Here is a 7,823-nt window from a genome sequence, read left to right as displayed (position 1 = left end):
CGATGCCATCGGCCGCGAGATGGCCGAGGCCAAGATCGTCGTTACCAAGTCGACGGTGCCGGTCGGCACCGCCGACAAGGTGCGCGAGACCATCGCCGACGCACTGAAGCGGCGCGGCCGCGAGGAGCTTTCGTTCGACGTCGTCTCCAATCCGGAGTTCCTGAAGGAGGGTTCGGCGGTCGCCGACTGCATGAAGCCCGACCGCATCATCGTCGGCACCSAAAGCGAGACCGCCGAGGCGGTGATGCGCGAGCTCTAYGCGCCGTTCAACCGCAACCACGAGAAGATGATCGTGATGGACGTGCGYTCGGCCGAGTTCACCAAATACGCCGCCAACTGCATGCTGGCGACCAAGATCAGCTTCATGAACGAGATGGCCAACCTCGCCGARCTGCTCGGCGCCGACATCGAGGAGGTGCGCAAGGGCATCGGCTCGGACCCGCGCATCGGCTACCACTTCATCTATCCGGGCCTCGGCTATGGCGGCTCNCTGCTCGGCGCCGACATCGAGGAGGTGCGCAAGGGCATCGGCTCGGACCCGCGCATCGGCTACCACTTCATCTATCCGGGCCTCGGCTATGGCGGCTCGTGTTTTCCCAAGGACGTGCGCGCCTTGATCCGYACCGCCGCCGATGTCGGCTTCGCGCCGGTGCTGCTGCAGTCGGTGGAAGAGCGCAACAACGCCCAGAAGGCGGTGCTGTTCGACAAGGTGAAGAACCACTTCAGGGGCGACCTCGCGGGAAAAACCTTTGCGCTGTGGGGGCTGGCGTTCAAGCCCAACACCGACGACATGCGCGAGGCGCCGGCCCGGGTGCTGATGGAGGCGCTGTGGGCCGAGGGCGCCAAGGTCCAGGCCTACGATCCCGAGGCGATGAACGAGGCGCAGACGATCTTCGGCCAGCGCGACGACCTGATGCTGTGCGGCACCAAGGAGGCGGCGCTGCGCGGGGCGGAGCTGTAGCGCTCGTCGGCAAGCCACTTGCCTTCTGAANGGCGGGTGATGCGGACCACGCGAAGCTGGGCAGGAACCCAGATGGAGGCGCTGTGGGCCGAGGGCGCCAAGGTCCAGGCCTACGATCCCGAGGCGATGAACGAGGCGCAGACGATCTTCGGCCAGCGCGACGACCTGATGCTGTGCGGCACCAAGGAGGCGGCGCTGCGCGGCGCCGATGCGCTGCTGATCGCCACCGAGTGGAAGAACTTCCGGGCGCCGTCCTTCGAGCTGATCCGGGAGCAGCTGTCGACGCCGGTCGTCTTCGACGGCCGCAACCTCTACGACCCGGCCGTCGTCGCCCGCCACGGCCTCACCTACGTCTCCATCGGCCGAAAGGCGGCATAGCATCGCCAACAAAAAGGCCCGCTCGCGCGGGCCTTTTTGTTCGGAGCAGCGCTTACTGGTTGCGGCGCTTGCCTTCCATCAGGTCGAGCACGGCACGCGCCGCGTCGAGCACGTTGGTGCCCGGTCCGAACACGGCGGCCACGCCATGGTCGAGCAGGTACTGGTAGTCCTGGCGCGGGATGACGCCGCCGACGACGACGATGATGTTCTCCGCCCCCTTGGCCTTCAGCGCCTCGACCAGCTGCGGCGCGAGCGTCTTGTGGCCGGCCGCCAGTGACGACATGCCGACGACATGGACCTTGGAGGCAATCGCCGTATCGGCGGCCTCGACCGGGGTCTGGAACAGCGGTCCGGCGATGACCTCGAAGCCGATGTCGCCGAAGGCCGACGCGATCACCTTGGCACCGCGGTCGTGGCCGTCCTGGCCGAGTTTTGCCACCATGATGCGCGGCTTCTCGCCTAGTGAGCCGGCAAACTGTTCGAGGCGCGAGACCAGGGTCTGGAACTCCGGCTCGTCGTCATAGGCCTTGCCATAGACGTTGCCGACCACTTCCGGGATCGCGGCATGGTCGCCGAAGGCGCGACGCATGGCATCCGAAATCTCGCCGACGGTGGCACGGGCACGGGAGGCCTCGACGGCTGCGGCCAGGATGTTGCCTTCGCCGGACCGGGCGACCTTTTCGAGCGCTGCAAGCGCTTCCTCGACGCGGCTGGGGTCGCGCTGCCTGCGGGTGCGCTCGATGCGGGCGATCTGCGCCTGGCGGACGGCGGAATTGTCGATCTCGAGGATATCGATGTCGTCTTCCTGCTCGAGCCGGTACTTGTTGACGCCGACGATGACCTCGTCGCCGCGGTCGATGGCCGCCTGCTTGCGCGTCGCCGCCTCCTCGATCAGGCGCTTGGGCAGGCCGGTGGCCACCGCCTTGGTCATGCCGCCCATGGCCTCGACTTCCTCGATCAGCGCCCAGGCCTTCTCGGCGAGGTCGTTGGTCAGAGCCTCGACATAATAGGAGCCGGCGAGCGGATCGACGACCTTGGTGACACCGGTCTCGTGCTGGAGGATGAGCTGGGTGTTGCGGGCGATGCGGGCCGAAAACTCGGTCGGCAGGGCAATCGCCTCGTCGAACGAGTTGGTGTGCAGCGACTGCGTGCCGCCCAACGCCGCCGACATCGCCTCGAAGGCGGTGCGGACGATGTTGTTGTAGGGGTCCTGCTCCTGCAACGACACGCCGGAGGTCTGGCAGTGGGTGCGCAGCATCAAGGACGATGACTTCTTCGGCTCGAATTCGGTCATGATGCGCGACCAGAGCAGGCGCGCAGCGCGCAGCTTGGCCGCTTCCATGAAGAAGTTCATGCCGATGGCGAAGAAGAAGGACAGGCGCCCGGCGAAGTCGTCGACATTGAGGCCCTTCTTCAGCGCCGCGCGGACATATTCGCGTCCGTCGGCCAGCGTGAAGGCGAGTTCCTGCACCAGCGTCGAGCCGGCTTCCTGCATGTGGTAGCCGGAGATCGAGATCGAGTTGAACTTCGGCATCTCCTTCGCCGTGAACTCGATGATGTCGGCAACGATGCGCATCGAAGGCTCGGGCGGGTAGATGTAGGTGTTGCGGACCATGAACTCCTTGAGGATGTCATTCTGGATGGTCCCCGACAGCAGCGCCCGCGGCACGCCCTGTTCCTCGCCGGCGACGATGAAATTGGCGAGGATCGGGATCACTGCGCCGTTCATGGTCATCGAGACAGAGATCTTTTCGAGCGGAATGCCGTCGAACAGGATCTTCATGTCCTCGACGGAATCGATCGCCACGCCGGCCTTGCCGACGTCGCCCTCGACGCGCGGGTGGTCGCTGTCATAGCCGCGGTGGGTGGCGAGATCGAAGGCGACCGACACGCCTTGCTGGCCGGCGGCGAGCGCCTTGCGGTAGAAGTTGTTGGAGGCCTCGGCAGTGGAGAAGCCGGCATACTGCCGGATGGTCCAGGGCCGGCCGGTGTACATGGTGGCGCGCGGGCCGCGCAGGAACGGCTCGAAACCAGGCAGCGTGCCGAGATGACCGACGCCCTCGAGATCTTCGGCCGTATAGAGCGGCTTGACCTCGATGCCTTCGGGCGTGTTCCAGGTCAGCGTGTCGGGCGGTGCCTTGATCTCGCGCTCGGCGAGCTTTTTCCAGGCGTCTTTTGTCGGGCGGTCAGTCATGGCACACCTCACTCGAATTCCATGATCAGCTCGTCGACGGCGAGGCTTTCGCCTGCCGTTGCCGCGACGCGCTTGACCGTGCCCTTGCGCTCGGCGCGCAGCACGTTTTCCATCTTCATCGCCTCGACGGTCGCCAGCGACTGGCCGGCCTCGACTTCGTCGCCTGCCTTGACCAGGATCGACGTCACCACGCCCGGCATCGGGCAGAGCAGCATCTTCGAGGTGTCGGGCGGCAGCTTGACCGGCATCAGCCTGGCCAGCTCGGCGACACGCGGGCTGCGGACGTGGGCAACCACGTCCATGCCGCGCCAGCGCAGGCGCCAGCCGGTGCCCGAGCGCGAGACCTTGACGCCGATCGACGTTCCACCGACGGCGAAATTGGCGTGCAGGTGCCCCGGCAGCCAGTCGCTCGACACCGCAAGGACCGTGCCGTCGTCGAACTCGACAACCGTGCCGTCGGCGCCGTCCCTGACCCGCAGCGGCAAGGTGAAGTCGCCGAGCGTCACCACCCAGTCGGCGCCGACCGGGCGCTGGTGGTTGGCGAGCGAACCCGAGATCTGGGCGCCACGGCGCTGGGTGAACTGGTTGATCAGCGCTGCCACCGCGGCGAGCTTGTGGGCGTCGGCCTCGGCCGGCGTCACGCCAAGGAAACCTTCGGGGAACTCCTCGGCGATGTAGGCGGTGGTCAGGCGGCCGTCGCGGAAGCGCTGGTGATCCATGACCGCCGACAGGAACGGCAGGTTGTGGCCGATGCCCTCGACCTCGAAGTCGTCGAGCGCGCGGCCCATGGCCTCGACGGCCGTCAGGCGGTCAGGGGCCCAGGTGCAGAGCTTGGCGATCATCGGGTCGTAATACATCGAGATCTCGCCGCCCTCGAAGACGCCGGTATCGTTGCGAACGACGGTGCCATCCTCGCGCTTGCCCTCGACCGGCGGGCGGTAACGGGTCAGGCGGCCGATCGACGGCAGGAAGTTGCGGTAGGGATCCTCGGCATAGAGCCGGCTTTCGATGGCCCAGCCGTTGAGCTTGACGTCGTCCTGGGCGAAGCGCAGCTTCTCGCCGGCGGCGACGCGGATCATCTCCTCGACGAGGTCGATGCCGGTGATCAGTTCGGTCACCGGATGCTCGACCTGCAGGCGGGTGTTCATCTCGAGGAAGTAGAAGTTGCGGTCGCCGTCGACGATGAATTCGACGGTGCCGGCCGAGAAATAGCCGACGGCCTTGCCCAGCGCCACGGCCTGCTCGCCCATCGCCTTGCGGGTGGCGGCGTCGAGGAAGGGCGACGGTGCCTCCTCGATGACCTTCTGGTTGCGGCGCTGGATCGAGCATTCTCGCTCGCCGAGATAGAGCAGGTTGCCGTGCTGGTCGCCCAGCACCTGGATCTCGATGTGGCGCGGCTGGGTGACGAATTTCTCGATGAAGATGCGGTCGTCGCCGAAGGACGACTTAGCCTCGTTCTTCGACGACTGGAAGCCTTCGCGCGCCTCGGCGTCGTTCCAGGCGATGCGCATGCCCTTGCCGCCGCCGCCGGCGGAGGCCTTGATCATCACCGGGTAGCCGATCTGGTTGGCGATCTTCACAGCCTCGCCGGCATCCTCGATCAGGCCCATATGGCCTGGCACTGTCGACACGCCGGCGGATGCCGCGATCTTCTTGGAGGTGATCTTGTCGCCCATCGCCTCGATGGCGACGGGCGGTGGTCCGATGAAGGCGACGCCCTCGGCCTTCAGCGCCTCGGCGAAGTTTGAATTCTCCGACAGGAAGCCGTAGCCGGGATGCACCGCGTCGGCGCCGGTCTGGCGGATGGCGTCGATGATCTTCTGGATGACGATGTAGGACTGGCTCGACGGTGCCGGCCCGATGTGAACGGCCTCGTCGGCCATCTTCACATGCAGCGCCTCGCGGTCGGCGTCGGAATAGACGGCGACCGTTGCGATGCCGAGTTTCTGCGCCGACTTGATGACCCGGCAGGCGATCTCGCCACGATTGGCGATGAGGATTTTCTTGAACATTTTTGTCCTGCTCACAGCGGTATCGTGTCGTGCTTTTTCCACGGTGCATCGAGCTTCTTGCCGCGCAGGGCGGCGAAGGCGCGGGCGATGCGGCGGCGCGACGAATGCGGCATGATCACCTCGTCGATGAAACCGCGCTCGGCGGCGACGAAGGGATTGGCGAAGCGCTCTTCATATTCCTTGGTGCGGGCGGCGATCTTTTCCGCGTCGCCCAGTTCGGAGCGATAGAGGATCTCGGTCGCGCCCTTGGCGCCCATGACCGCGATCTCGGCGGTCGGCCAGGCATAGTTGATGTCGGCGCCGATGTGCTTGGAGGCCATGACGTCATAGGCGCCGCCATAGGCCTTGCGGGTGATCAGCGTGACCATCGGCACAGTTGCCTGCGAATAGGCGAACAGCAGCTTGGCGCCGTGCTTGATGACGCCGCCATATTCCTGGGCGGTGCCCGGCAGGAAGCCCGGCACATCGACCAGCGTCAGGATCGGGATCGAGAACGCGTCGCAGAAGCGCACGAAACGGGCCGCCTTGCGCGACGAGTCGATGTCGAGGCAGCCCGCCAGCACCATCGGCTGGTTGGCGACGACGCCGACGGACTGGCCCTCGATCCGCATGAAGCCGGTGATGATGTTCCTGGCGAAAGCTTCCTGGATCTCGAAGAAGTCGCCTTCGTCGGCGATCGCCAGGATCAGCTCCTTCATGTCGTAGGGCTTGGCCGCGCTGTCGGGGATCAGCGTGTCGAGACGCTTCTCCAGCCGCGCCGGATCGTCGTGGAAAGGCCGAACAGGCGGCTTTTCACGGTTGTTGAGCGGCAGGAAGTCGAACAGCAGGCGAACCTGCTCAAGTGCTTCGATGTCGTTTTCATAGGCGCCGTCGGCGACCGAGGACTTCGAGGTGTGGGTGCGGGCGCCGCCGAGTTCCTCGGCGGTGACGATCTCGTTGGTGACGGTCTTCACCACGTCGGGACCGGTGACGAACATGTAGGATGAGTCGCGCACCATGAAGATGAAGTCGGTCATGGCGGGCGAGTAGACCGCACCGCCGGCGCATGGACCCATAATGACCGAGATCTGCGGCACCACGCCGGAGGCATCGACATTGCGCTTGAACACGTCGGCATAGCCGGCCAGCGAGGCAACGCCTTCCTGGATGCGGGCGCCGCCGGAATCGTTGAGGCCGATGACGGGCGCGCCGTTGCGCATCGCCATGTCCATGATCTTGCAGATCTTCTGGGCATGGGTCTCGGACAGCGAGCCGCCGAGCACGGTGAAGTCCTGCGAGAAGACATAGACCAGGCGGCCGTTGATGGTGCCCCAGCCGGTGACGACGCCGTCGCCGGCCACCTTCTGCTCGGCCATGCCGAACTCGGTGGTGCGGTGGGTGACGTACATGTCGAACTCTTCGAAGGAGCCTTCGTCGAGCAGCACGTCGATGCGTTCGCGCGCCGTCAGCTTGCCCTTGGCGTGCTGGGCGTCGATGCGTTTCTGGCCACCGCCGAGGCGGGCCTCGGAGCGGCGGGCTTCCAGTTGTTCGAGTACGGCGCGCATCAGTTCATGCCCTTGCGAGAAAGCCACTTCCAGGCGGCGGGGAAAGCGATGGCGGCAAGCACGGCCTTCATGATGTCGCCCGGGATGAAGGGCGTGAGGCCGAAGGCCAGCACCGGCTTGTCGAACCCAATGACCGAACCGAGCCAGAGCAGGCCGGGCAGGTAGATGACGGCGCCGGCGAGCAATGCAGCGGCCATGGCGGTGAAGACGTTGCGGTCCCAGCCGCGTTGGCCCAGCCAGCCGGCGAGTAGCGCGGCCGGCAGGTAGCCTGCGAGGTAACCGCCGGTCGGCCCCATCATGTAGGCAAGGCCGATGCCCTTTTCCGGCGTACCGGCGAAGACCGGGAGCCCGAGTGCACCCTGGGCGAGATAAAGCGCCACGGCAGCAGCGCCGCGGACCGGGCCAAGCGCCAGGCCAAGGCCGATGACGACCAGCGTCTGCATGGTCATCGGCACGGGGTAGAACGGAACCTGGACCTTTGCCGACAGCGTCAGGAGCAGCGAACCTGCGACGACGGCAACGACATCCATTGTGGTCAGCCGGCTGGTTTTTGTGTCGGCGACGGCCTGATAGAGCGTCATGAGCTTTCTCCCGCACGACGAGGTTGAAAAACAATGGCTCCCCGCCGCGTCGGCGGCAAGCAGCGAAGTTGGCGCAATAGCCCCACGGCGCGCGCAGGAAAACAGTTGAAAGTGTGCGAAAGCGTAATATACAAATCTAGAAACTGTAAATTG

At 65.7% G+C, this 7,823-nt stretch carries 5 protein-coding genes and 2 pseudogenes; 3 read left to right on the top strand and 4 right to left on the bottom strand.

Annotated elements, in window-relative coordinates:
* The 3 genes and pseudogenes from ASC75_RS26705 to ASC75_RS08485 all read left to right on the top strand — a co-directional run.
* Positions 1-489, top strand: a pseudogene (locus tag ASC75_RS26705) (UDP-glucose 6-dehydrogenase); the annotation flags it as partial.
* Between the two features lies 1 nt (position 490).
* A pseudogene (locus tag ASC75_RS26700) lies at positions 491-955 on the top strand (UDP binding domain-containing protein); the annotation flags it as partial.
* Positions 956-992: 37 nt separating this feature from the next.
* A partial coding sequence (locus ASC75_RS08485; RefSeq protein ID WP_280137934.1) for a UDP binding domain-containing protein occupies positions 993-1,339 on the top strand: 347 nt, incomplete at its 5' end.
* Positions 1,340-1,391: 52 nt separating this feature from the next.
* On the opposite strand, the gene scpA is transcribed toward ASC75_RS08485, so the two are convergent.
* The 4 genes from scpA to ASC75_RS08465 are packed head-to-tail and all read right to left on the bottom strand — an operon-like array spanning position 1,392 to position 7,670.
* Entirely contained in the window at positions 1,392-3,533 is a 2,142-nt protein-coding gene (scpA, locus tag ASC75_RS08480) for a methylmalonyl-CoA mutase (RefSeq protein WP_055973066.1), read from the bottom strand.
* Positions 3,534-3,541: 8 nt separating this feature from the next.
* Positions 3,542-5,545: an acetyl/propionyl/methylcrotonyl-CoA carboxylase subunit alpha gene (locus ASC75_RS08475; RefSeq protein WP_055973063.1), complete on the bottom strand. Its 2,004-nt coding sequence runs from the start codon at positions 5,543-5,545 to the stop codon at positions 3,542-3,544.
* Between the two features lie 11 nt (positions 5,546-5,556).
* Positions 5,557-7,089, bottom strand: coding sequence for an acyl-CoA carboxylase subunit beta (locus ASC75_RS08470; protein ID WP_055973060.1), 1,533 nt, complete (start codon positions 7,087-7,089; stop codon positions 5,557-5,559).
* Positions 7,089-7,670 (bottom strand): biotin transporter BioY, encoded by a 582-nt coding sequence (locus ASC75_RS08465; RefSeq protein WP_055973057.1) that lies wholly within the window; start codon positions 7,668-7,670, stop codon positions 7,089-7,091. Before ASC75_RS08465 ends, ASC75_RS08470 begins: the two co-directional genes overlap by 1 nt.
* Between the last annotated feature and the right edge of the window lie 153 nt (positions 7,671-7,823).

Origin of the sequence: Aminobacter sp. DSM 101952, from assembly GCF_001424795.1 — a bacterium.
Classification (GTDB): Bacteria; Pseudomonadota; Alphaproteobacteria; order Rhizobiales; family Rhizobiaceae; genus Aminobacter; species Aminobacter aganoensis.
Note: the sequence above shows the minus strand (reverse complement) of the source record. Positions and strands in the feature narration are given on the sequence as shown.

Bases quoted from the DNA above. Each gene is read 5' to 3' on its own strand.
- scpA (WP_055973066.1), bottom strand. From the start codon at position 3,533: ATGACTGACCGCCCGACAAAAGACGCCTGGAAAAAGCTCGCCGAGCGC.
- ASC75_RS08475 (WP_055973063.1), bottom strand. From the start codon at position 5,545: ATGTTCAAGAAAATCCTCATCGCCAATCGTGGCGAGATCGCCTGCCGG.
- ASC75_RS08470 (WP_055973060.1), bottom strand. From the start codon at position 7,089: ATGCGCGCCGTACTCGAACAACTGGAAGCCCGCCGCTCCGAGGCCCGC.
- ASC75_RS08465 (WP_055973057.1), bottom strand. From the start codon at position 7,670: ATGACGCTCTATCAGGCCGTCGCCGACACAAAAACCAGCCGGCTGACC.